The organism is Brachybacterium sp. FME24, from assembly GCF_014897705.1.
In the GTDB taxonomy this organism is placed as follows: Bacteria; Actinomycetota; Actinomycetes; order Actinomycetales; family Dermabacteraceae; genus Brachybacterium.
Window position 1 is genome coordinate 161,899 of the sequence record NZ_JABUXV010000006.1, and the last position, 22,606, is coordinate 184,504.

At 70.1% G+C, this 22,606-nt stretch carries 19 protein-coding genes and 1 tRNA gene; 10 read left to right on the forward strand and 10 right to left on the reverse strand.

The window, feature by feature from the left end:
• Positions 1–110 precede the first annotated feature (110 nt).
• Positions 111–1,040, forward strand: coding sequence for a hypothetical protein (locus INT51_RS08665; protein WP_193104896.1), 930 nt, complete (start codon positions 111–113; stop codon positions 1,038–1,040).
• Between the two features lie 39 nt (positions 1,041–1,079).
• Positions 1,080–1,895, forward strand: coding sequence for a hypothetical protein (locus INT51_RS08670; protein WP_193104897.1), 816 nt, complete (start codon positions 1,080–1,082; stop codon positions 1,893–1,895).
• Between the two features lie 24 nt (positions 1,896–1,919).
• Here the strand turns inward: INT51_RS08670 and cls are convergent, their stop codons facing one another.
• The 4 genes from cls to INT51_RS08690 form a co-directional block, all read right to left on the reverse strand.
• Positions 1,920–3,407 carry a cardiolipin synthase gene (gene cls / locus INT51_RS08675; protein ID WP_193104898.1) on the reverse strand — a complete coding sequence of 496 codons (1,488 nt, stop codon included), beginning with the start codon at positions 3,405–3,407 and terminating at the stop codon, positions 1,920–1,922.
• Between the two features lie 100 nt (positions 3,408–3,507).
• Entirely contained in the window at positions 3,508–4,395 is an 888-nt protein-coding gene (locus INT51_RS08680; protein ID WP_193104899.1) for a Bax inhibitor-1/YccA family protein, read from the reverse strand.
• A gap of 119 nt (positions 4,396–4,514) precedes the next feature.
• Entirely contained in the window at positions 4,515–5,648 is a 1,134-nt protein-coding gene (locus INT51_RS08685; protein WP_193104900.1) for a PLP-dependent aspartate aminotransferase family protein, read from the reverse strand.
• Positions 5,649–5,825: 177 nt separating this feature from the next.
• Entirely contained in the window at positions 5,826–7,133 is a 1,308-nt protein-coding gene (locus tag INT51_RS08690) for an MFS transporter (protein ID WP_193104901.1), read from the reverse strand.
• 180 nt (positions 7,134–7,313) lie between these two features.
• Here INT51_RS08690 and INT51_RS08695 point away from each other — a divergent pair, with 180 nt between their 5' ends.
• On the forward strand, positions 7,314–8,414 hold the full coding sequence (locus INT51_RS08695) for an ROK family transcriptional regulator (protein ID WP_193104902.1): 1,101 nt from the start codon (positions 7,314–7,316) through the stop codon (positions 8,412–8,414).
• An 18-nt stretch (positions 8,415–8,432) separates the two neighbouring features.
• Here the strand turns inward: INT51_RS08695 and INT51_RS08700 are convergent, their stop codons facing one another.
• Positions 8,433–9,176, reverse strand: a complete 744-nt coding sequence (locus INT51_RS08700) for a YggS family pyridoxal phosphate-dependent enzyme (protein ID WP_193104903.1) — start codon at positions 9,174–9,176, stop codon at positions 8,433–8,435.
• Between the two features lie 56 nt (positions 9,177–9,232).
• Positions 9,233–9,306: transfer RNA gene (locus tag INT51_RS08705), tRNA-Leu, on the reverse strand.
• Positions 9,307–9,380: 74 nt separating this feature from the next.
• On the opposite strand from INT51_RS08705, the gene INT51_RS08710 reads away from it, so the two are divergent.
• Positions 9,381–11,543 carry a helicase-associated domain-containing protein gene (locus tag INT51_RS08710; protein ID WP_193104904.1) on the forward strand — a complete coding sequence of 721 codons (2,163 nt, stop codon included), beginning with the start codon at positions 9,381–9,383 and terminating at the stop codon, positions 11,541–11,543.
• Positions 11,544–11,714: 171 nt separating this feature from the next.
• Positions 11,715–11,999: a hypothetical protein gene (locus INT51_RS08715; protein WP_193104905.1), complete on the forward strand. Its 285-nt coding sequence runs from the start codon at positions 11,715–11,717 to the stop codon at positions 11,997–11,999.
• 122 nt (positions 12,000–12,121) lie between these two features.
• On the opposite strand, the gene gndA is transcribed toward INT51_RS08715, so the two are convergent.
• Complete coding sequence (gene gndA, locus INT51_RS08720) at positions 12,122–13,585, reverse strand: NADP-dependent phosphogluconate dehydrogenase (RefSeq protein WP_193104906.1); 1,464 nt, start codon at positions 13,583–13,585, stop codon at positions 12,122–12,124.
• A gap of 298 nt (positions 13,586–13,883) precedes the next feature.
• On the opposite strand from gndA, the gene INT51_RS08725 reads away from it, so the two are divergent.
• The 5 genes from INT51_RS08725 to INT51_RS08745 all read left to right on the forward strand — a co-directional run bounded on the left by INT51_RS08725 (position 13,884) and on the right by INT51_RS08745 (position 19,671).
• The gene (locus tag INT51_RS08725) at positions 13,884–14,870 is read left to right on the forward strand and encodes a hypothetical protein (protein WP_226832129.1); all 987 of its coding nucleotides are present in this window, start codon (positions 13,884–13,886) and stop codon (positions 14,868–14,870) included.
• 150 nt (positions 14,871–15,020) lie between these two features.
• Entirely contained in the window at positions 15,021–16,676 is a 1,656-nt protein-coding gene (locus INT51_RS08730) for a DNA repair helicase XPB (RefSeq protein WP_193104907.1), read from the forward strand.
• A gap of 105 nt (positions 16,677–16,781) precedes the next feature.
• Positions 16,782–17,306 carry a lipopolysaccharide assembly LapA domain-containing protein gene (locus INT51_RS22205; RefSeq protein WP_226832130.1) on the forward strand — a complete coding sequence of 175 codons (525 nt, stop codon included), beginning with the start codon at positions 16,782–16,784 and terminating at the stop codon, positions 17,304–17,306.
• A gap of 55 nt (positions 17,307–17,361) precedes the next feature.
• Positions 17,362–18,081: a response regulator transcription factor gene (locus tag INT51_RS08740; RefSeq protein WP_193104908.1), complete on the forward strand. Its 720-nt coding sequence runs from the start codon at positions 17,362–17,364 to the stop codon at positions 18,079–18,081.
• A gap of 3 nt (positions 18,082–18,084) precedes the next feature.
• Positions 18,085–19,671, forward strand: a complete 1,587-nt coding sequence (locus INT51_RS08745) for a HAMP domain-containing sensor histidine kinase (RefSeq protein ID WP_193104909.1) — start codon at positions 18,085–18,087, stop codon at positions 19,669–19,671.
• A gap of 34 nt (positions 19,672–19,705) precedes the next feature.
• Here the strand turns inward: INT51_RS08745 and INT51_RS08750 are convergent, their stop codons facing one another.
• The 3 genes from INT51_RS08750 to INT51_RS08760 are packed head-to-tail and all read right to left on the reverse strand — an operon-like array spanning position 19,706 to position 22,514.
• Entirely contained in the window at positions 19,706–20,263 is a 558-nt protein-coding gene (locus INT51_RS08750; RefSeq protein ID WP_193104910.1) for a DUF4031 domain-containing protein, read from the reverse strand.
• Positions 20,260–21,525 carry a DUF418 domain-containing protein gene (locus INT51_RS08755; protein ID WP_193104911.1) on the reverse strand — a complete coding sequence of 422 codons (1,266 nt, stop codon included), beginning with the start codon at positions 21,523–21,525 and terminating at the stop codon, positions 20,260–20,262. The genes INT51_RS08750 and INT51_RS08755 overlap by 4 nt, the downstream gene beginning before the upstream one ends.
• Positions 21,525–22,514: a ribonuclease HI family protein gene (locus tag INT51_RS08760; protein ID WP_193104912.1), complete on the reverse strand. Its 990-nt coding sequence runs from the start codon at positions 22,512–22,514 to the stop codon at positions 21,525–21,527. Before INT51_RS08760 ends, INT51_RS08755 begins: the two co-directional genes overlap by 1 nt.
• Between the last annotated feature and the right edge of the window lie 92 nt (positions 22,515–22,606).

Genomic DNA, 22,606 nt, shown 5'->3' on the forward strand with positions numbered 1-22,606 from the left:
TCCGACTCCCTATCCTGTGAGGGCACGCATCGCGACGAGCGTGCGAGAATCACCCGGGGACGAGGGTCCCGAAACGGGGGCATGGGGCCCTCCGCGCCGGGGAGGTGGCGATGACTCAGGATCCGCACGGCGGCGATCAGCGACCGGCGGGCTCCGGCCTGCCCGACTTCACCGGTCACGAGGAGGGCGGGCTTCCCGACCACGGGGCTGCCGATCAGGGCGTCACCCTCGGCGAACCCGGTCAGCGCACTCGCAACCGGACCCTCGCGATCGTGCTCAGCGTCATCGCCTCCAGCGTCGTGCTGCTCGCCGTCATCGCTCTGGTGCTGTCGCAGACGGTGTTCCGCTCCGTCCTGGAGGAGGACGATCCCACCGCGTACAAGACCGCCGAGCGCACCGGTGAGGGGCAGACGGAGTACGTGCCCGATCCGGAGGAACCCGACATCGCTCCTCCCCCGCCGATCTTCACCGAGAAGCCCACCACGAACTGCACGATGCCGGAGGACGGCACCCCGGCGGCGAAAGCGGACCCCGGCACCATCCGGGGCGGGGACCTGCAGTACACGGTCCCGGAGACCTGGGAGCATCCTTGGGGGTCGTCCTACCTTCCATATCTGACGGAGACCGACGCCCAGGCCCGAGTGGTCGAGGGCAGCTGGTTCAGCGTCGTCAACCTCGGTCGCGTGGTCTGGCCGGAGGACGAGGGCGGCTACCCCGGTCTGGAGACCGCCGGGGTCGCGATCTTCCAGTGCTACGCGACCACGTCGGGCGTCGTCTCCTATTTCGGGGAGCACCCCGAGGTCACGGACTACCGCTCCGAGGCCACGACGGTCGATGGCCACCCCGCCTGGATCGTGCAGGCCACCTATCATTTCGAGGATCCCGAGATCCTCGAGACCTCGAGCGCCTCGGTCGTGACTGCTGTCGTCGTCGAGGGCCCGAACGGTCCCAGCGCCCTGGCCAGCGACGTCGCGGCCGACCAGCCCGAACACGTCCAGGAACTCGAAGACATCATCGCCAGCCTCGACGTCGTGGAGTGACGCCGCGGCAGTCGCGAGCGACCGCAGAAGGAGCAGCCCGTGGACAGCGGACCGCAGTACACCTCGACCCAGCCGCAGAGCCCCGGCCCGGGCGGCGGGCGCGGGGGCGCACTGCTGATCGGCGCCCTCGCCTTCGCCATCGTCTTCCTGCTGATCGTGGGCGCCACCGTGGGGTACCTCGTACTGCGTCCGACCGGTGGCGGAGACCAGGCCGGTGACACGACGTCGGCCTCGGCGACACCGGTGGACCCCGAGAGCACCTCACAGGATCCTGAGCCCTCCGGCGAACCGACGGAGGTGGTGGAGCAGCGCTGCTTCGAGCCCGAATACGAGCGGACCTCCTCGAACCCCTCCAGCAAACTGCGCGGCGGGGGCCTCGAGTTCATCCCCCCGGCGGCATACAGCGGCCGGGGCTCCAGCGGTTACGCCCACTTCGTCAACGACTCCCAGATCGCTTACGGCGAAGTCGAGGACAGCTGGATCTCGACGATCACGGTCGGCAAGGTCGAATGGCAGCCCGACGTCGAGTACCCGGGCAACGAGGTCGCCTCCCAGAAGATCGCGAAGTGCTTCTTCACCGATGGCAACTGGGGCGAGCAGGCCCGCGAGCGCACGTGGGACGACGAGACCACCCAGCCCGTGACGGTCGCCGGGATGCCCGGCTACGAGACCCGGGCAATGGTCAACTTCGGTTCCGACGATCTCGAGAAGACCGACGCCAGCGAGATCGTCGTGGTGGTGCTCGATACCGAGCAGGGACCCAGTGCTCTGATCACCGAGACCGCCGTCGGGGTCACCGCACACGAGGAAGCGGCCGACGAGGCCTATACCTCCCTGACCGCCCTCTCCGGGTGACCGGACAGACCCTGAGGGTCCCGCTCAGACGACGGCGGAGGCCAACCGGCAGAGGTTGTCCAGGATCATCATCGGCATCGGCCGCTGGTTCCATTCCTTGAGCGTGAGCTCCCGGCTGCAGGACCGGTAGACGTCCTCGACCACGTGCATCTTCCCCATGAAGTCGGTGCCACCGATCATCATCGAGCTCTCCATGTCCAGCAGGAACGAGCGGATATCCATGTTCGAGGAGCCGATCACCGTGACCGAATCGTCGATGGTCACGTGCTTGGCATGCAGGATCGTCGGGGCCCGGTAGAGCCAGATCTTCACGCCCGCTTCGAGCAGCGCCGAATAGTACGAGCGCTGGGCGTGGAAGACCAGGAACTGATCGCCGATCTCCGAGACGAACAGCTCGACCTCCACCCCGCGGCGAGCGGCGGTGATGAGCGCCGACAGCATGGACTCGTCGGGCACGAAATAGGGGCTGACGGCGCTGATGCGGTCTCTCGCCGAATAGAACAGCTGATTCAGCAGGAGCAGATTGTTCTCGAACACGAAACCCGGTCCGCTGGGGACCAGCTGGCACTCGTAGCCCCCGGAGGTGTCCGACGGCCTCGTGACCACAGTCTCCAGCGACAGCTGCTCCGAGGCCTCGTAGTACCAGTCGGTGGAGAACAGCAGGTTCATCTCCGAGACGATCGGCCCCCGGAAACGCGCCATCGTCTCCTGCCAGTGCAGCCCGCGACGGATGTTGGACCGCTTGTTGTAGTGGGCCGCGATCATGTTCTGGCTGCCCATCCAGCCGATCTGGCCGTCCACGATCAGCAGCTTGCGGTGGTTGCGCAGGTCGGGGCGCTGGAAGGCGCCGTCGCTGAACGGCTTGATCGGCATCATCGGGTAGTGCTCGATCCCATGGGCGTTCAGGCGTCGCCGCATCGCCCGGTAGACCGAGCCGTGGCTGAGCGACCCCCAGTGGTCGTAGAGGACCCGCACGGTGACACCGCGCTCGGAGACCTCCGTGAGCGCTGCGAAGAAATCCTCGGTGACGTCGTCGAGCGCCATGGTGAAGAACAGGACGTGCACCTCACGCTGCGCGGTGCGGATATCCGCGGCCATGCGGGCGATCGAGGTCTTGTAGTCGATCTCCAGATCGGCGGAGTTGTTGCCCGTGAGCGGGAACGCGCCCAGTTCTCGGTTCAACCGCACGGCGGACTGCAGCCAGCTGGGGGCGTCGGCGTCGAGCTCGCTGTCAGGGATGCTCTGCGCCCGCACATGCATCAGGCGATTGACGATCTTCTGCTTCTCGCGTCGCTTCCGGGGCAGCTCGGCCTTGCCCAGGATCAGGTACAGGGGGAACCCGATCAGCGGGAAGATCATGATCGCCATCAGCCAGGCCAGCGCCGAGCCCGGGCGACGATTGCGCGGCACCAGGAGGAGACCGAGGATCCGCAGGATCACGTCCACGACCAGGAAGGCATAGGTCGCCACGACCACCCCGTGGTCGAGCAGCCACTGCCACGCCTCAGCCATGAATCAGCCCCTCCTTCGGACACCGGAACGGCGGGCCCCCGACCTGGGGACCCGCCGTGTCAGCATACGGTCGAGCGGGTGCCGCTGCCCGAGCGCTGCGTCAGTTGCCGCGAAGGATCGCGAGAATCCGCAGGATCTCGATGTACAGCCACACCATGGTGGCGGCGAGGCCGAAGGCGCAGCGCCACGCGTAGTTGCGGGGAGCACCGGCGCTGGCGGCGCGCTGGACATCTTCGAAGTCCATCACCAGGCAGTACGAGGCCATGACCACGGCGAGGCCGCCGATGATCAGACCGACGACGCCTTCGCGCAGGCTGGTGCCGGAGATCAGCAGGTAGCCGATGTTGACGACACCGAAGATCAGGTACGCGATCATCGCGACCATGAAGATCTTGTTCAGGGCCGGGGAGGTGCGCAGGATCCCCATCCGGAACAGCACCAGCACGGTGCCGGCCACGGCGAGCGTGCCGAGCACGGCCTGCAGGGCGATGCCCGGGTAGATGTTCTCCATGGTCCCGCTGATGCCGCCCAGGAGCAGGCCTTCGAACCCGGCGTAGGCGAGCACGAGGACCGCTGAGGGCTGCTTCTTGAAGATGTTGACCAGGGCGAGGACCAGACCGCCGATGAGCCCGATGAGCGTGGCGGCCCCGGCGATCAGCAGGCCGAGCTGCTGTCCCGCTTCCCCGGCGACCACGCCGAGCAGCATCGGGGTCACGGCGATGACGAACCCGACGACCACGATCAGGCCGAGGGTCGCGGTGATCGCGTTCAGGGCGTCCCGCATGGTCATGCGGCCGGTGTCCTGACCGGTCGCAGCCGGGCGGGCGTACATGGCCTCGAGCTGGTCGCCGCCCTGCTGGTCGAACCCTGAGGACCACTGGGTCCCCTGGGCCGGTCCGCCCTGCGACTGACCGAACTGGGGGGCGTTGTAGTTCCGCCCCTGCTGCACTGCCTGGTCCTGGCCGAACACGATGTTGTGGCGTGCCATGGCGCTCCTCACGAGAGATGGTGGGCCGACGTCGGGGTGCATGCTGGAGGGTCCCCGGCGCACCGACTCGTCCATCCTACCGGCGATTCCCGTGCCTGGGCTGGACGTGGAATCCGCTCTCAGCGAGCAGCGCGCAGGGCGTGATCGAGGTCCTCGATCAGGTCGTCCACGTTCTCGATGCCCACGGACAGCCGCAGCAGATCCTCGGAGATGCCTGCCCGCTCGCGCGCCTGCGGGGTCATGGCCTCATGGGTCATGGCCGACGGGCGGCAGATGAGCGACTCGACCCCGCCCAGGCTGACCGCGCAGGCGGGGTACCGCAGGGCGCGCAGGAACGCGACGCGGTCCAGCCCTGCCGCGAGCTCGAAGGAGAGCACAGCGCCGGTCCCGGTGGCCTGGGAGGCGTGGACCCGCGCCTCGTCCTCGCTGTACGAGCCCGGGTACCAGACCTCGCGGATGGCCTCGTGGCCACGCAGGAAGTCGACGATCGCGATCGCATTGTCCTGCTGGCGCTCCAGGCGCAGGGGCAGGGTCTTGATCGCCTGGATCAGTCGGAAGGACTCGCCCGGGGCCAGCACGCCGCCCTGCGCCTTCTGGGCGAGCGCGAAGGCTTCGGCGAGGTGGGGGTCGTTCGTGGTGATGGCGCCGGCGAGCAGATCCGAGTGCCCGGCGAGGTACTTGGTGGCGGACTGGACGACGACGTCGGCCCCCAGGTCGAGCGGCTTCTGCAGCACCGGCGTCATGAAGGTGTTGTCGACGATCACGAGGGCGCCGTGGCGATGGGCGAGCTCGACCAGTCGGCGCAGGTCGGTGATCCGCAGCGTGGGGTTCGCGGGGGTCTCCATGAAGATCGCCTTGGTGGCCGGCGTGAAGTCCTCGTCGGTGAGCGCGCCGAGATCGTCCACGAAGCGCCCGGTGACCCCACGGCCGGGCAGCACGAGGTCGACGAAGCGGTAGGTGCCGCCATAGACGCTGGCCGGCAGTATCACCTCATCGCCCACCGTGAGGGTGGACAGCGAGGCGGCGGTGGCGGCCATCCCGGACGCGAAGGCGAAGCCGTGGGCGGCGCCGTCGAGGGTCGCCAGGACCGTCTCCAACTGCGCCCGGGTGGGATTGGATCCACGCTGGTAGGCGTAGGCGCCGTCCTCGCTGCCGGGATCGAGCTCGAAGGTCGAGGAGAGGTGCACCGGGGGGACGACGGCTCCGTGCTCGTGGTCCCGCAGGGTATGCACGGCGGCGGTCTGGATATGCACGGGGCCTCCACGAGGGTCGGGTCGATGACTCAGCTTCCGATTCCACCCTAGCCACCGGGCACGTCGACTCCGGAGCGGGATGACCGTGTGTGACGCGCCGCAGAATCCAGGCCCGGCTGCACCCGCGGAGCCTGCAGGCCCCCAGGCCCCCAGGCCCGCAGGCCCGAAGGCTCGTGATCAGACGCTCGCGGGCACCGCGGGGATCGAGCCGGTGGTCGCGAGCTCGTTGCTGTCCAGCACAGCCAGGGTGCGGCGAGCTCGGACACGCAGGGCCACCAGGGTCGCGACGACCATCGCGAACCCGGTGCTCGCCAGCACGATCGCGACGATCATCGGGGCCTCGTAGCCGAAGCCGGCGGCGATCACCGCGCCGCCGAGGGTCGCGCCCAGGGCGTTGGCGACGTTGAACGCGGCCTGGTTCATCGATGCCCCGAGCAGCTCGGAGCGGTGGGCGATGCGGATCATCCAGGTCTGCATCGCCGGGCTCAGCGAGGAGTTGACCAGGTTCACCACGAAGAAGCCGACCACGAGGGCGGTGAACGAGCTGTGGGCGACCAGGAAGAGTGCCACCAGCGCCGTGATGTACAGCGGGAAGCCGATCAGCAGGGTGCCGTTCAGGGAGCGGTCGGTGGTCACGCCACCGATGACGTTGCCGATGGTCATCCCCAGTCCTGCGGCGGCCAGCACCCATGGGACGGCGCTGGCGGGGGCGCCCGTGACCTCGGTGGTGATGTCCGCGATGTAGCTGAAGACCGCGAAGGCGCCGGAGAAGCCGATCGCGGCGATGCCGATGACGATCCACAGCTGGAGCCGGCGCAGCGCGACCAGCTCGTCGAGCATGCGGCGACCCTCGACCTTCTCCTGCCGGGGAACGGTGAGGTACAGAGCCGCCACGGTGACCAGGAAGACCCCGGTCAGCAGCAGGTAGACGGAGCGCCAGCCGGCGGCCTGTCCGACGGCGGTCAGGATGGGCACGCCGATGAGGTTGGCCACGGTGAGCCCGGACAGGGCCAGAGCCGTGCCCTTGCCCTGGCTCCCGGGCCCCATCAGCGAGGCGGCGAGCAGGGAGGCGACACCGAAGTAGGCGCCGTGGGGAATGCCGGCGAGGAAGCGGGCGAACACCGTGAGCTCGAAGGTGGGCATCACCGCGGACAGCAAGGTGCCCGCCGCGAGGGCGACGGCGAGCGCGACGATCATCGAGGAGCGGCTCCAGCGCACCGAGAGCAGGGCGAGCGCGGGGGCTCCCACCACCACGCCGAGGGCGTAGGCGGTGATGGCGAGACCTGCGTGGGCGATGCCCGTCTCCGGGTCGGAGGCCATGACCTCGGGCATCAGGCCGTGCGCGATGCCGGGCAGCAGGCCCATCGAGACGAACTCGGAGCCGCCGATGCCGAAGCCACCCAGGGCGATGGCGAACAGCGCCAACCGGCGGCGGGCAGGGGTCAGAGGCGGGGAAGCGGTGCGGGTGTCGTCGACAGTGGTCATCAGGGTTCCTCGACGTTCGGGAGCGGGAAGGTGCAGGCGGGCTCCATCGACCCAGCACCAGGATAAGCAAACGCTGTTGCGTTACGTCAAGGGGGTGGGTGGGTCGATCCGCGTCACACCGGGTCGCGCCGTCGACGCCTCCGCGACGCGGAACGCTGCGTCGCCGGGCCCCGTGCGAAGATGACCGGCGTGAGACCGACCAGCCCTCTGGACCGCGTAGCGGGTGCGCACGACGCCGCCGTCCTCGCCGTCGCGCGCCGGGGCGACCCCGTCTCCCGGGCAGACGTCGCGCAGGCCCTGCAGGTCACCCCTCAGGCCGTCTCCAAGATCCTGGGCCGCCTGATGGACCGCGGGTTGGTGGCGGAGGCCGGCACGATCGTCTCGGGACCTGGCAAGCCCACCACCTTGTACCGGATCGTCCCCTCGTCCCGGCGCGCGATCGGCCTGCACCTGACCCGCTCACGGGTGCACGGCGTGGTGGTCGATCTCACCGGCGAGATCCTGGAACGGCGAGAGCTCGAGACCGGCCACCTGCAGCCCGTGCCGGAACTGATCGCGACCCTCGCCGCCGAGGCCCGCGAGCTGGCCGTCGTCGGTCCCGGCGAGCTGCTCGGTGCCGGCCTCGGGATGCCGGGGCCGGTGGACTGGACCGAGGGGGTCTACCGCGGTTCCTCCGAGCCGGACCCGTGGCGCGGCACCCCGATCCGGCATCTCCTGGCCGAGGAGCTCGGACTCCCGGTCCTGCTGGATCACGACTCCCGCGCCGCCCTGGTCGGCGAGACCTGGTCCGAACCGGGGCTGCTGCGCAACACGGCGCTGGTGCTGGTGGAGGACGGCCTGGGCGCGAGCCTGTGCCTGGACGGCGTGATCGTGCGCGGAGCGCACTCGCACGCCGGCGAAGCCGGGCACACGGTCGTGCGGATGGGCGGGACCCCCTGCTCCTGCGGACGGTTCGGCTGCGCGCAGGCCGAATACCAGGCCGCATTGGACGACGGCGATGCGGAGCTCGCCGCCCAGGTGCTGGCGACAGTGGTGCTCAACCTCGTGCGCCTGGTGGATGTGGATCGCGTGGTCCTCGGCGGGCGCACGGTGTACGCCCACCACGCGCGGTCGATGGAGGCGATCCGCCGGGCACTCACACAGAGCCTGCAGGCAGAACCATGGATCCACGTCGAGGTGATGCTCTCCACTCGCGGCACCGACCTGATCGCCGTCGGCGCCGCCTGCGAGGTCCTCACGCACGAGTACGGACTGCCTCAGGCCCTCGTCGGCCCGGAGTGAGCTGACTGAACGGGCCCCTCAGGCACGAGCACCGAAGATCGCCGAGCCGACCCGCACGATCGTCGCTCCCTCCTCGACAGCGATCTCGAGGTCGCCGCTCATCCCCATCGACAGGTGGACGAGCTCCGGCACGTCGAGCTGCTCACGCGCCTGGTCCCGCAGCTCTCGGAGGCCGTGCAGGGAGGCTCGGACCGTCTCGTCGTCACTGGTGTTCGCGCCGATGGTCATCAGGCCGACCGGTCGAAGGGATCCGCTCGCGCGCAACCGCTCCATGATCGGACCGAGGGCCTCGAGGGTCGGCGCGAAACCGCCCTTGGACTCCTCGCCGGAGGTGTTGACCTGCACGAGCACCTCGCGCACGAGCCCCGCCGTCGCGGCCCGGCGCTCGAGGGCGTCGGCGATGTCCGCGCGGTCCACGCTGTGGATCATCTCCGCGAAAGCAACCACGTCGCGGGCCTTGTTGGTCTGCAGGCGGCCGATGAAGTGACGGGGCACCCCGTTGTCCACCAGCAGCGGATCGGAGTGCTTGGCGATCTCCTGTGCACGGTTCTCCCCCACCGCGATCCGTCGATCCCGCGCGCGCAGCAGGTCGACCACCGTGGCGATCTCCTGGGGGGTGCGGGTCTTGGTGGCCAGCAGCATCGTGATCTCGCGGCCGTCGCGACCTGACCGCTGGGCGGCGGCATCGAGGCGGGCGAGAACCCCGTCCAGACGTGCGGCGAGCGGGTCGGAGGCGGAGGAAGTCCGGGAAGTCTCGTGCATGCCCTCCATTGTGGCCCGAGCACGGCGGCTCGAGCGCAGTGAGCCAGGCGTCCGCGTGCCCCCAGCGGGACTCGAACCCGCACTGTGCCGCTTTTAAGGCGGCCGCCTCTGCCGATTGGGCTATGGGGGCGAGCTGCCGGGCCCACGCACCCTGTGCGGACCCTGCGACCCGCGCAGCTGGTTCACCCTATGCTGGTTCCCACCATGACCGCTGTGATCCGGTCCCTTGCGGACTCTCTGCGACGGTTCGGCGACGACCGCCTGGAGGCTCTGCTCGTCGCCCGACCGGATCTCTCCTCGCCCCCACCCAAGGGGCTGGGCCCGCTCGCGGCCCGCGCCGCCGGTGCCACCTCGGCCCGCGGTGCGCTCGGCGCACTGACGCTGCCGGAGCTGCATCTGGTCGAAGCGCTCGCCGTGCTCGAGGACGGCGCCTCCCCGAGCGCGCTCGCCGAGGCAGTCTCCTGCGATCCCGCGACGATCTCTCCCTCGCTCGAACGACTCACCACGCTCGCCGTCCTCTGGGGCGAGGACGAACTTCATCTGATCCGACCGTTGCGCGAGGGATTGCGCGCTCCTGCAGGTCTCGCCCCCGCGGCCCCGGAGGACCCCTCCGCAGCGGACGCGGAACGCCGGGTGGCCGCGGCCGCCGAGACCATGCCCGAGGTGCTCGAGGCTCTGGCCTGGGGTCCGGCCGCTGTGGAGGGCCGAGGACGCCTCGCGGCGGCCCTGCTGGGGGCCGGGATCGTCGCGGCGGATGACGACGGCGCCCTGCGCATCCCCCGATCTGTCCATCTGGCCCTGCGCGGCTCTCGCGTGCGCCGCAGCCACGCCGCGCAGCGCCCCACCCCGGACGGGCCCGAGGTCACCGAACGGATCCCGGGGTCCCGCTCCGCGCAGGCGGTCGAGCGGGCCTTCGACGCGCTTCGGCTGCTGGGCACCGTGCGCAGCTTCGACGAGGACCCGCCCGGGGTGCTGCGCCGCGGCGGTCTCCCGCAACGCGATCTGCGACGGCTCGCGGACCGCGCCGACACCCCCCTGCTGACCTACGCGACCGTTCTGCAGTCCGCCTGGCAGGCCGGATTGATCGGTCACGACGGCCAGGAGTGGCATCCCACCCGCGACTGGGACGCCCACCGCCTGCAGCCCGCCGAGCAGCGCTGGGCCGAGCTCGTACTGGCCTGGGCACGAGGCCACCATCTCGCCGCGGTCGTCGGCACCCCGGACTCCTCCGGCACCGGGCGCTCGCTGCTGTCGGACCTCACCCGGCGTGACGGCGTGCGAACCCGCCGTGGAAGCCTGCTGCGCACCCTGCGCACCTGCCCCGGTGTCGCGGCCACGCAGGAGTCCCTCGCACTCTCGCTGGCCTGGGCCTTCCCTCTGGTCCCCGCCGAGGTGATCGACGAGGAGACGGCGGCGCTGCTGCTGGAGGGCGAGGCCCTCGGGGTGCTCGACAGCGGCGCCCTGACCGTGCTCGGCCACGCGCTGGTGCTGGCACTCGACGAGGACATCACCCAGGCCGATGCCCGTCTGGCCGGAGCCCTGCGCGAGGCGGCCCCGGCACCGGTGGACGAGGTGCTGCTGGATGCCGACCTCACCGTGGTCATCCCCGGTCGCCCCTCCGAACGCCTGCTCGTGTTGCTGGACTGGGCCGAGGTCGTCTCCCGGGGAGGTGCCCTCACGCTGCGGTTCAGTGCCGCCTCCGTGCGGCGTGCACTCGGTGCCGGACGGGACGGCGACGCCCTGCTGGCACTGCTGGAGGAGGTCTCCCGCTCCCCGGTCCCGCAGGGGCTGACCTACCTGCTGCGCGACGAGCAGCGTCGCCACGGCCGGGTCCAGGTCTCCCGCGCGACCACGGTGCTGACCGCGGAGGCCGAGGTGCTGGATCTGCTGCAGGTCGCCCCGGAAGCCTCGGCCCTGTCCCTGCGTCGCCTGGCCCCGACGGTCGCCGTGACCCTCTCGGATCCCGGATTCGCGCTGCAGGTCGCCCGACAGGCGGGCCTCTCCCCGCAGGCCGTCGGCCCCGACGGACGCACCGCCGGGGCGGAGCTCGCCCACTCACTGCCCGGTGGCCCCGTCGATCCCGACCTGGTGACGGTCGGTGGCCCGGAGCTGCGTCTCCCAGCGGCCGAGGCAGTGGCTCGGATCCGCGCGGCGGAGGACGGCGCCGCCGACCTCTCGGTCACCGATCGGCTGCTGGACGCGATCGCCCAGGGCAGCGAGATCGCCCTGGGGATCGTGGACGGGCGGGGCGGCGTGGTCGTCAAGCAGGCCCGTCCAGTCTCCCTCGAGGGCGGCCGTCTGCGGGCCCGAGAAGCGGGCCGCAGCGAGGAGTTCACCGTGCTCGTGCATCGGGTGACTCTCGGCTGAGACGCCACCGATGCGCGCATCGGGCACGCCATGGGCAGTCCTCCCCATCGCCATACAGGGTTCTCCCATGGTTATGCTTTCCCACGGCGCTGAGCGGATAGGACCCGCGGCGTTCACCGAGTACACGCTCAGGGGACTCAACCCGCAGGAACCTCGAAGGGGACCACCACCATGACCAACCAGAACTTCAACGCCGCTGCTCCCAGCGCGCAGGCACCCGTGTCCAAGACCAAGTGGATCGTGCAGCTCGTGGTGTCGGTCCTCTGCTTCTTCAACATCATCACGATCGTCCTCGCGATCCTCGGCCTGACCAAGGCCGATACTGATCTTGCGGCCGCGAACAAATTCTACAAGTGGGGATGGATCGCCTACATCATCTGGGTGGTGCTGGTCATCGGCCTCAACGTCATCCTGCTGCTCACGGGCGCCTTCTCGGCGAGCTTCGAGACCTACTGATCATCGCATCGGCGCGCTGAGGGATCAGTTCCCGAAGCTGTCGAAGCAGAAGGCCCGGACCGATATGGTCCGGGCCTTCTGCGCGTCAGGTACGGGTGTCAGGTCACCCGCACCGGCGGTGATCAGTCCTGCTTGGTCTCGCGGAGGTCCTCGGACCACTCGACGTGGAAGGTGCCTTCGGCGTCGACACGCTGGTAGGTGTGGGCACCGAAGTAGTCACGCTGGGCCTGGACCAGGGCTGCGGGCAGGCGCTCGGCGCGGACCGCGTCGTAGTACGACAGGGTCGAGGAGAACACCGGCACCGGGTAGCCGCTGGCGGCCGCGAAGGCCACCACACGACGCCACGCCGGGATGCACTTGGCGATCTCGGTGGTGAAGTACTCGTCGCTCAGCAGCAGCGGGAGCTTCGCGTCCCGCTCGTAGGCCTCGGTGATGCGGTTCAGGAAGCGAGCACGGATGATGCAGCCCTCGCGCCAGATCCGGGCCATGGCGCCCAGGTCGATGTCCCAGTCGTACTCCTCAGCGCCCGCGGCGATCTCGTCGAAGCCCTGCGAGTACGAGACCAGCTTCGCGGCGTAGAGCGCCTTCTGCAGGTCGTCGATGAACTGGGCCTCGTCGGCGATCTCGAGGGTCTGCGCCTCGGCGGGAAGCGCCTTGCGGCCGGCCTCGCGCTGCGGCGTGGAGCCGGAGACGGAACGGGCGAAGGTGGCCTCGGCGATGCCGGTGACCGGGACGCCGAGGTCCAGGGCCGTCTGCACGGTCCAGGCGCCGGTGCCCTTCTGGGCGGCGCGGTCGAGGATGACGTCCACGAACGGCTTGCCGGTGGTGACGTCCGTGTGGTGGAGCACCTCGGCGGTGATCTCGATGAGGAAGGACTCGAGGTCGCCCTTGTTCCACTGCTCGAACACGTCGCCGATCTCGGTGGCGCCCTTGCCGAGCGCCTTGGACATGAGGTCGTAAGCCTCGGAGATGACCTGCATATCGGCGTACTCGATGCCGTTGTGGACCATCTTCACGAAGTGGCCGGCGCCGTCGGCACCCACATGGGTGCAGCAGGGCAGACCGTCCTCCGCCTTCGCGGAGATCTTCTCGAACATCGGGCCGAGGCGGTCGTAGGACTCCTTGGTGCCGCCGGGCATGATCGAGGGGCCGTTCAGGGCGCCCTCCTCGCCACCGGAGACGCCGGAGCCCACGAAGTGCAGTCCCTTCTCGCGCAGCGCGGCCTCACGACGACGGGTGTCGCCGAACAGGGCGTTGCCGGCGTCGACGATGATGTCGCCCTCCTCCATGAGGGAGGCGAGCTCGTCGATCACGGCGTCGGTCGGCTTGCCGGCCTTGACCATGATGAGCGCGACGCGCGGCTTCTGCAGGGAGGCGACGAAGTCTGCCATGGATTCCGAGGGGTAGAACTCGCCGTCGGTGCCGTGATCGGCGATGACCTTCTCGGTCTTGCCGACACTGCGGTTGTGGATGGCGACCTTGAAGCCGTTGCGGGCGAAGTTGCGGGCCAGGTTGGAGCCCATCACCGCCATACCGGTGACGCCGATGTCTGCCACATCGGTGGGGGACGGAGCGAAGCTAGCCATGGGTTCTCCTCAGATCAGGTGACTGTCGAGCCGGGCCGGAACGCAGCGCCGAGGCACTCGGCGGACGGCGGGCCCGGTCCATCGCGGACCATCCTAGTGAACTGCGGGCGATGAGCGCCGAGCGTGCCAGCCCTTGCCTCCGAAGCCCCTTCCCGCGCTCGACCTCCGATCAGGGACCGGCCAACCTCCGCCGGGTGCTCGGAAGGGGCCGACGACGGGCCGACGCGGTACCGTGGGCGCGTCCCGCAGGGCGACACCCCACGATCGGGGGCGCCCCACCCCGCGAGAGAGCCACGTGATGAGCATCCCCACTCCCCCGAACGATCCCTACGCCCGGCCCGCGCAGTCCCCCGGTCCTGGGCCGTACGGACAGCAGCCCGCACCGGAGCCCGCGCAGGGTGCGTGGGGCCAGTCCCCCGTCCAGGAGCCTGCACAGGACGCGTGGGGCCAGCCGCCTGTCCAGGAGCCTGCACAGGGCGCCTGGGGTCAGCCGTCGGCCTCGGATCCTGCTCAGGGCGCGGGCGCGCCCTTCGGCCAGCCTCCCGCTGCGGCGGGCCCTGCCGCCGGAGGGCCGGTCTCCGGCCCCGCCCCCGGCACCGACCTGGGCGCCGATCTCGGCGGAGCGCTGCAATTCGCCGGCAACACCCTGCTGCGCAACCCCGTCGCATTCCTCGTCGCCGGGCTGATCTACACGGTCGTGGTGTTCCTCCTCATCGCCGGTGGGATGGGCGTGGGCCTCGCCGTCATGATCCCGCAGCTGGATGCGGCCACGACCTCCGAGGCTGCGGAGCTCGGCGCACTGCTGTCCTTCTACGCCGCCGCCTTCGTCGCCGGCCTGCTGACCATCCCGTTCAGCCTCCTGTGGCAGTCGGGCTCCGCCCGGGCCGGCGTGGTGGTCCTCGAGGGCGGCCGCCCCCGCCTCGGACAGGCGATGGTGGGCCCGATGCGGATCATCCTCACCGCGCTGCTGGTCATGGCGATCACAACGGTCGGCTTCATCCTGCTCTACATCCCCGGTCTCATCGCGACCGTGATGCTCATGTTCGCCATCCCGGCCGCTGCGCGCGGGGCCTCCCCGGTCGCTGCCGTCAAGGAGAGCTTCACCCTGGCGAAGAACAATCTGGGCACCACGATCCTCGCGTGCCTCGTGCTCGCCGTGATCGGCGGGGTCGTCGGCGCGTTCCTCATCACGTTCATCGCGCTGATCCCCTTCGCCGTCCTGTTCCAGGTCGGGATGTACGAGCGACTGTCGGGACGCGAACTGCCCGAACCCGCCCGCGGCTGAGCAGATCCCCGGCGGTCCTGGACTCCGGTGGAACGCATGTCGCCCGGGCGGAGCGCGTTCCGGATCCGCCGAGAGCGTCATCCCCCTGAGAGGCCGCCCTCACACCAGCGGGCCGGCCCCGCGGGGCCGGCCCGCGCGTAGCCTGAGGGGATGACCGACGGCCCCCTCATCGTCCAGAGCGACAAGTCCCTCCTGCTCGAGGTCGCGCACCCGACAGCGCAGGCCGCAAGGGCCTCGATCGCCGCCTTCGCGGAGCTCGAGCGGGCCCCTGAGCACGTCCACACCTACCGCATCACGGATCTCGGACTGTGGAACGCGCGCGCCGCGGGCTACGACGCCGAATCGGTGGTCGCTGCCCTGGTGGACAACTCCCGCTACCCGGTGCCCCACTCCCTGCTCATCGATGTCGCGGACACGATGGACCGCTACGGGCGACTGCAGCTGCAGTCCCACCCCACGCACGGCCTCGTGCTGCATGCTCTGGATGCCGCGGTGCTCGAGGAGGTCTCCCGCGCGAAAAGGATCCAGGGGATGCTCGGCGCCCGGCTCGACGAGTCGACCGTGATCGTCCACCCCTCCGAGCGCGGCGCCCTCAAGCAGGCGCTGCTCAAGCTCGGCTGGCCCGCCGAGGACCAGGCCGGGTACGTCGACGGCGAGGCCCACGCCATCTCCCTGCGCGAGGAGGACTGGCAGCTGCGCCCCTATCAGGCCGAGGCGATCGACGGGTTCCGCCACGGCGGCAGCGGCGTCGTGGTGCTCCCCTGCGGCGCCGGCAAGACGCTGGTGGGCGCCGGGGCCATGGCTGCGATGCAGCGCACCACGCTGATCCTGGTGACCTCGACGGTCTCGGCCCGGCAATGGAAGACGGAGATGCTCAAGCGCACCACCCTCACCGAGGACGAGATCGGCGAGTACTCCGGTGCCACCAAGCAGATCCGCCCGGTCACCATCGCCACCTACCAGGTCCTCACCATGAAGCGCAACGGCATCCATCCCCACCTGGAGCTGATGAGCGCCCGGGACTGGGGACTGGTCATCTATGACGAGGTCCACCTGCTGCCCGCCCCGGTCTTCCGCATGACCGCCGATCTGCAGGCCCGCCGGCGCCTCGGCCTGACCGCGACGCTGGTGCGGGAGGACGGCCGCGAGGGCGAGGTGTTCTCCCTGATCGGGCCCAAGCGCTACGACGCCCCGTGGAAGGACATCGAGGCGCAGGGGTACATCGCGCCGGCCGACTGCACCGAGGTGCGGGTCACGATGCCCTCGGCGGACCGCATGGCCTACGCGATGGCCGAGGCGACCGACCGGCCCCGGCTCGGCGCCGCGCATCCGGCGAAGCTCGAGGTCGTCGAGAAGATCGCGCAGCGCCATGAAGGTGAGCCGATGCTGGTGATCGGTCAGTACATCGACCAGCTCGAGGAGCTCGCCGCGCACCTGCAGGCGGACCTCATCACCGGGCAGACCCCCGTCAAGCGGCGCCAGGAGCTGTTCGACGCCTTCCGCGCCGGCGAGGTCTCGCGTCTGGTGGTCTCCAAGGTCGCGAACTTCTCCATCGATCTCCCCGAGGCCTCGGTCGCAGTGCAGGTCAGCGGAGCCTTCGGATCGCGTCAGGAAGAAGCTCAGAGACTGGGACGCCTGCTGCGTCCGAAGGCCGACGGTCGCACCGCGCACTTCTACACCGTGGTGATGCGTGACACCCAGGATCAGGACTACGCGGCCCACCGGCAGCGCTTCCTCGCGGAGCAGGGGTACGCCTACACGATCGTGGACGCCGACGAGCTGGAGGCCGCGGCCGAGGCGGGCTGAGAGCCTCCGTACGGCAAACCCCCAGGATCGCTAGAGTGTTCTCCACGGCGACCTTCCCCGAAGGCCGCGCGGAGCAGGCCCAGGACCCGACATCGAGGAGCGACCATGAGCACCGGACCCGAGAACACGGACCGTCCTGTCGACCGCGCCCCGGAGACGCCGCGTCCCGTCGCGGACGAGCGCACCCCCGCTCCCGCGACCCGGCCGCGCACCTCCGAGCCCGCCGCCGGTCGCCGCGCCGCAGATCCTGTCGACCCTGTCGATGAGACGAACGGGTCCCCTCGCTCCCAGGAGCCCGGTCCCGGTCGCCGCGCCGCGGACCAGCCCGACGCCGGGTCGTTGGCGCCCACCTCCTCGGGCGGCAAGACGGCTGGCGTGTGGATCTCCCTGATCCTCGGCGCCATCGTGCTGGTCCTCCTGCTGATCTTCGTGATCCAGAACAGCGAGACCGCCGGCTTCGAGTACTTCAACGCGACCTTCGATCTTCCCCTCGGCGTGGCCATGCTGCTCGCGGCGATCGCAGGCGCACTGGTCATGGCCCTGGTCGGTTCGGTGCGGATGATCCAGATGAGCTGGACCATCCGCAAGATGCGCAAGCAGCAGGAGAAGATCCAGCGCGCTGCCCGCTGACCTCGTCCAGGCGACGTCCAGACGATTCCCAAGCAGCAGGAGCACGGTGGGGGGCATGAACACGACTCCAGAACAAGATTTCGAGGCCCGATTGCTCGTCGTCGACGACGAGCCGAACATCCGCGACCTGCTCGCGACCTCCCTGCGCTTCGCCGGCTTCGAGGTGTTCACCGCCTCCACCGGGAACGAAGCGATCCGCGAGGCCACCGAGCACCAGCCCGACCTCGTCGTCCTCGACGTCATGCTGCCGGACATGGACGGCTTCACGGTGACGCGCCGACTGCGCGATCGCGGTGAGCAGTACCCGATCCTGTTCCTCACCGCGCGCGACGAGACCCAGGACAAGGTGGCCGGGCTCACGGTCGGCGGCGACGATTACGTCACCAAGCCGTTCAGCCTGGAGGAGGTCGTCGCCCGGATCCGGGCAGTGCTGCGCCGCACCCATGGCGGGCAGGACCCGACCGTCGACAGCTCGCTGGTGGTGGGAGATCTCCGTCTCGACGAGGACTCCCACGAGGTCTACCGAGCGGACGTCACGATCGAGCTCTCCCCCACCGAGTTCAAGCTCCTGCGCTACCTCATGCTCAACGCCGGTCGCGTCGTGTCCAAGACGCAGATCCTCGACCATGTCTGGGACTACGACTGGTCCGGCGAGGTCGGCATCGTGGAGTCCTACATCTCGTACCTGCGTCGCAAGATCGACGTGATCGGCGACCCGATGATCCACACCAAGCGCGGCATCGGATACGTGCTGCGCGCCGCCGAAAGCAGCTGACGCTTGGCGCTGCCGACCCTGCGCACCGAGCGGCCCGTGTCCCTGTGGACACGGATCGTCGCGCTGATCTCTCTGCTGCTGGTCGTCGGCGTCGTCATCACCGGGAGCCTCTCGCTCTTCCTGCTGAACCGGACCCTGATCCAGTCCGTCGACAACAACCTCCAGTCGGGCATGGGCGAGATGCTCACCCTCGCGCAGCACGAGCTCTCCGACGGTGAGGCCGCCGCCCAGAACAGCGTGTACACCCCCGTGGAGTACGCGGTGGAGATCCGCGACGACCAGGGCAACGCGATCAGGCGTTCCGTCATCCTCTACGGCGACGACAACGTCAGGGTGACCTTCCCGAACCTCAGCGATGAGCAGATCATCCAGCGCGGGGGGCGGCCGTTCACCGTGCTGGACTCCTCGGAGAACCGGTGGCGGGTCGTGGCGATGCTCAACTCCGGTCCCGACAAGGGCAGCGTGTACGTCGCCCTCCCCCTGACCGGCGTGGATCGCACGATGCACGAGATGGCACTGATCATCGTGCTGGTCGGCACCCTCGTGGTGCTGGTCGGGATGGGACTGGGCGGCTACATGACCCATCGCGCCCTCGAACCCCTGCAGGACGTCGAGTCCACCGCCTCGCAGATCGCCGGCGGCGACCTCTCCCGGCGCGTCCCCGTGACCGAGACCAGCCTCGAGGTCAACGCTCTCGCCCTGTCGCTGAACGAGATGCTGGTGCGGATCGAGCAGTCCTTCGCCGCGCAGTCGGCCTCCGAGGAGCATGCCACCCTCTCCGAGGCCAGGATGCGCCGGTTCGTCGGCGACGCCTCCCATGAGCTGCGCACCCCGCTGGCCGCGATCCGCGGCTTCGGCGAGCTGTACCGGATGGGCGCTCTTCCGTCGGACGACGACGTCGCCTCGGCGATGCGCCGGATCGAGGACGAGGCCCGGCGCATGGGCTCCCTGGTCGAGAACCTGCTGCGACTGGCCCGACTGGACGAGAACCCCGACCTCGCCCTCACTCCGGTCGACCTCACCGACGCCCTCTTCGACGCTGCCCAGGACCTGCGTGCCCTGGATCCGTCGCGCCAGGTCATGGTCGTCTCACTGTCCGGGATGCCGGTGTCCGTGCACCCCCATCTATCGATCGGGGTGCTGGGCGACGAGGCCTCCCTGCGCCAGGTCATCCTCAACCTCGTGGGCAATGCGAACCGGCATACGCCCAAGGGGTCCCCGGTGGAGATCGCCGTGGGCTACACGGAGCAGGGCACCGTGCTGATCGAGATCCGGGACCATGGCACGGGCATCGACGACGACCAGCGCGAGAAGGTCTTCGAGCGCTTCTACCGCACGGACTCCTCGCGCGTGCGCTCGGCCACGCAGGGCGGCGGCGCCGGCCTGGGCCTCTCGATCGCGGCCACGATCGTGCAGCAGCATCGCGGCAGCATCGGTGTCGCGGAGACCCCGGGAGGTGGCGCCACCTTCTGGGTGGAGCTGCCGGGCACCGAGATCGAGCCGCAGCACCGTGCCGGCCCGGATCAGGCGCGCGCGCTGACCGATCCGTCCATGCAGGACCGTCCGACGGAATCGCCCACCGAAGAGTGACCTCGGGCGCCGACCGCGGCAGGATTCCCGCCGCTCAGGCCCCGTCCGCGAGCACCTGACCGATGAATGCCGCCTCGCCCGTGGCACGGGCCCGAGCATCCAGCTCCTTGAGCAGTGCCTCGGCGGCGCGGCGTCCCGCCTCGTCGTGCGTCTCGACACGCGGCGCGGCCGATGGGTCGTCCCGGGTCAGGCGGAAGGCGGCGGGGGCAGCGAGGTCCGCCGGCGGCAGCGGATCGACGTGCCCGATCAGGCCGTGGATCAGATCCCGCGGGACAGCGGACAGGCCCAGCCGCGCGGCATGCTCCGCGCTGCGCGCCGCGCGGGCCGCAGGGCGACGGACCAGCGGGATGCGCAGGCCCGAACCGATGAGTATCCGGGTCAGGTCCCGATTGTCGACGAAGGTGACGCCGGCATCGTCGAGACGCTCGCGGGCGGATTCGGGCCAGTCGTAATGGTCGAGGTCGAAGGATCGCGGGGGCAGGCCCGCCCGCTCCGCGGTCACGTGCAGCTGGGTCAGGGAGATGTCGGAGATCAGGTGACCCCAGAGGGTGCCGTGCCGGGGCCAGCGCGGGGTGTCGGCGTAGACGGTCATGGGCGGCCTCCGGTGCTGCGGGGTCGCGCCGGTGCGTTCACGGCGGCGCGGGGTATGCCCGAGCCTGCCAGACGCCTCAGCGCCACTTCGAGCGGGCCTCGTCGGCCGTGGCGTCGCAGCACCATGGCCGGCGGGATCATCAGCAGCCACACCACCACGACGATCGCGGCGGCGCCCGCCGTGCCCAGGCGTGCTCCGAGGTCCAGGGTGTAGGGCGGGAACAGGGCGAGGAACACGAGTGACTGGCCCACGTAGGCGCTCAGCGACACCGCGCCCAGTGCCTCGATTCCCCGCACTGCAGCCTCGAGCGGTCGCTCCGCTGCCCCAGCTGTGCTCGCCTGCCGGTGTCGGACGTTATCGGCCAGCAGCGACGCCGCCGCAGCAAGACCGAGCGCGCCGATCAGCCCTGTGTACTGGTGCAGGACCCCCAGGGTGCCCAGAAGGGTCTCGGAGGTCAGGAGCTCATGGACGGGATCGACGATCAGGACCGCCACCAGCGGCACGGCGCCGACCAGCCCGATCCCCAGTCCCCAGCGAGCGATCGGCACGAGCACGTCGCGATTCGTGGCGACCTCCTCGAACAGGCGCAGCCGGGCGATGATCGCCCCGATCGCCATCGGGGCGAGCAGACCGATGTCGCTGAGCAGCGTGGTGACCACCTCGGAGCCGGCCTCCACGGTCCGCAGGCCCAGGCTGGTCAGATAGTCCGGAGCGGCCGCCGCGGCGTACCCGTCGGTCCCGAAGAACCCGACCGTCCCGTCGGCCCAGCCCCAGACGCCGAGCGCCGGCAGGGCGAGGAGCCCGGCGAGCGGCAGCACCACCCGGTGGCGCGTCATCAGGAGCACGCAGAGCATCCCGACCATCGCATAGGCGACGATGATGTCCCCGCTGAACAGCAGGACCGCGTGAGCCAGGCCGATCGCGAACAGCGCCACGTGGCGGCGCAGCATGCGCAGCACGAAGTGCCCGGTGCGCTCCCCGTGCTCGCGGGAGCGGCGGTACAGGATCCCGATGCCGTAGCCGAAGAGCATCGCGAACAGCGGGAAGCCGCGATTATCGGCCAGCAGACCGATCAGCGCATCGGCGATGCGGTCCGGCACCGTGGCGTCGAGCTGTTTGAGCAGCACGGTCCACTGCGAACCGTGCAGCCAGCCGACGGTGTTGGCGAGCGCGATGCCCAGCAGCGCGAGTCCCCGTGCGAGGTCGGGACCGCCCGCGCGGCGTGACAGCGGGACGGAGCCGGTGCCCGGGATCAGGGACATCAGCGCCCGGGGGCCGGGGTGCCCTGGTGGTGGCGAAGCATCCAGCGATCGCGCTCGCGCACCCACAGCGAGCTGCGGGCGGTGGCACCGTCCGGACCGGTCGTGGTGTAGCGCAGCAGCACCACATCGGGGGTGATCTCGTCGGCGATGAACTCCTCGGCCTCGATCCCCGGCACGGGCGCGAGATGGGCGAGGATCGCCTCTCGGTCGTAGCTGCGGCCGCTGGGACCGATCTCGGTGAAGGCCGGATGGAGCAGCTCGGCGGCGCTGGGGGCGTCGGCGCGCAGGAGGTCGGAGAGCAGGGCCTGCTCACGGGCGGTGATCTGCTCGAAATCGGTCGCCCCCGGGGCGTCGGCAGTCAGAACGGTGCCGTCGGAGGCTGTGTTGCAGCTGGTCGGCGCGGGGTCGGCGGCCGGGGCATCGAAGAGGCTGAAGAGGTCGTCGGCGGGGGCTGCGGCCGAGGAGGCGGTGGTGGGTGACGTCGCGGCCGACGTCGAGCCTGCCGCCGAGCCGCCTGCGGGTTCTCCGCGGAACCCGGGACCCACCGTCGGGTCCTGCTTCTTGGAGAAAGCCGTCGCAGCGGCGTTGGCGCGCTTGTCGGCCGCCTCGTTCAACGCGTGCCCGGAATGGCCCTTGACCCATTCGAATTCAACGCTGCGGCCGGCGAGGGCACGGTCGATGTCCTGCAGCAGTTCGACGTTCAGCACCGGCTTGCCGTCCTTCTTGCGCCAGCCCTTGCGCTTCCATCCCGGCATCCACTTGGTGACCGAGTTGATGACGTACTGGCTGTCGCACAGGATCAGCAGGTGCTGGTCGGCGGCGACAGCAGTGGCCTCGAGGAGGTCCAGAACGGCTTTCAGCTCACCCATGTTGTTGGTGCCGTGGGGCCAGCCGCCCGCACGCCAGGTGTCGTCGTCGATGTACCAGGCCCAGCCGGCCGGGCCGGGATTGCCCAGGGCGGAGCCGTCGGCAGCAGCAGTGATGGTCATGGCGCAATCGTTCCACAGCGAGCGGACACCGCCCGCCGAAGCGCCGCCGTATATCGCTCGATGCGGTGTTCCTCTCGCGCACGACGGGTCGG

Coding starts and splice junctions, on each gene's coding strand:
- INT51_RS22205 (WP_226832130.1), top strand. CDS start 16,782: ATGAGCACCGGACCCGAGAACACGGACCGTCCTGTCGACCGCGCCCCG.
- INT51_RS08690 (WP_193104901.1), bottom strand. CDS start 7,133: ATGACCACTGTCGACGACACCCGCACCGCTTCCCCGCCTCTGACCCCT.
- INT51_RS08750 (WP_193104910.1), bottom strand. CDS start 20,263: ATGACCGTCTACGCCGACACCCCGCGCTGGCCCCGGCACGGCACCCTC.
- INT51_RS08695 (WP_193104902.1), top strand. CDS start 7,314: ATGACCGGCGTGAGACCGACCAGCCCTCTGGACCGCGTAGCGGGTGCG.
- INT51_RS08730 (WP_193104907.1), top strand. CDS start 15,021: ATGACCGACGGCCCCCTCATCGTCCAGAGCGACAAGTCCCTCCTGCTC.
- INT51_RS08760 (WP_193104912.1), bottom strand. CDS start 22,514: ATGACCATCACTGCTGCTGCCGACGGCTCCGCCCTGGGCAATCCCGGC.
- INT51_RS08725 (WP_226832129.1), top strand. CDS start 13,884: ATGAGCATCCCCACTCCCCCGAACGATCCCTACGCCCGGCCCGCGCAG.
- INT51_RS08665 (WP_193104896.1), top strand. CDS start 111: ATGACTCAGGATCCGCACGGCGGCGATCAGCGACCGGCGGGCTCCGGC.
- INT51_RS08715 (WP_193104905.1), top strand. CDS start 11,715: ATGACCAACCAGAACTTCAACGCCGCTGCTCCCAGCGCGCAGGCACCC.
- INT51_RS08755 (WP_193104911.1), bottom strand. CDS start 21,525: ATGTCCCTGATCCCGGGCACCGGCTCCGTCCCGCTGTCACGCCGCGCG.
- INT51_RS08710 (WP_193104904.1), top strand. CDS start 9,381: ATGACCGCTGTGATCCGGTCCCTTGCGGACTCTCTGCGACGGTTCGGC.
- INT51_RS08700 (WP_193104903.1), bottom strand. CDS start 9,176: ATGCACGAGACTTCCCGGACTTCCTCCGCCTCCGACCCGCTCGCCGCA.
- cls (WP_193104898.1), bottom strand. CDS start 3,407: ATGGCTGAGGCGTGGCAGTGGCTGCTCGACCACGGGGTGGTCGTGGCG.
- INT51_RS08680 (WP_193104899.1), bottom strand. CDS start 4,395: ATGGCACGCCACAACATCGTGTTCGGCCAGGACCAGGCAGTGCAGCAG.
- gndA (WP_193104906.1), bottom strand. CDS start 13,585: ATGGCTAGCTTCGCTCCGTCCCCCACCGATGTGGCAGACATCGGCGTC.
- INT51_RS08740 (WP_193104908.1), top strand. CDS start 17,362: ATGAACACGACTCCAGAACAAGATTTCGAGGCCCGATTGCTCGTCGTC.